At 31.0% G+C, this 525-nt stretch carries 1 pseudogene; it reads left to right on the forward strand.

Annotation, left to right across the window (positions count from 1 at the left end):
- A pseudogene (locus LQ673_RS14680) lies at positions 1 to 525 on the forward strand (phospho-sugar mutase); the annotation flags it as partial.

Raw genomic sequence — 525 nt, forward strand, 5'->3', positions numbered from 1 at the left:
CGTAACAGGTGCTTTAAGTGAAAAATTAGCACAATCATTGAACATTGAAGTCATCAATGTATTAACAGGTTTCAAATACATCTCAGAACAATTAAAGCAATTAGAAGAAAAACAATCACAACTAGTCTTAGCTTTCGAAGAAAGCCATGGTTATTTAGTAGAAGACTTCTCAAGAGATAAAGATGCGATACAAACAGCAGCACTATTGATTAAATATAAAGAACAACTGTCACAAGATAATCAGACTTTCAAAGATGTTTTAGACAATATTTATCAAGAACTAGGACAGTATAAAGACAAGACACTCTCACCAACATTTGAAGGTGCAGAAGGACGTAATAAGATTCAACAAATTATGAATGACTTTAAACAGTTAGAAACAATTGAGTTAGACAATTTAACACCATTGTATATAGAAAACTACATCACACAAGAATCTCATAATATACAAAGTGGTGAAACAAGCACTATTCAGTTACCGCAAACAGATCTTATCAAATTTATTTTTGAAGAAGGATTTATAGC

The sequence above is a fragment of the Mammaliicoccus sp. O-M54 genome (assembly GCF_022386035.1).
GTDB lineage: Bacteria > Bacillota > Bacilli > Staphylococcales > Staphylococcaceae > Mammaliicoccus > Mammaliicoccus sciuri_A.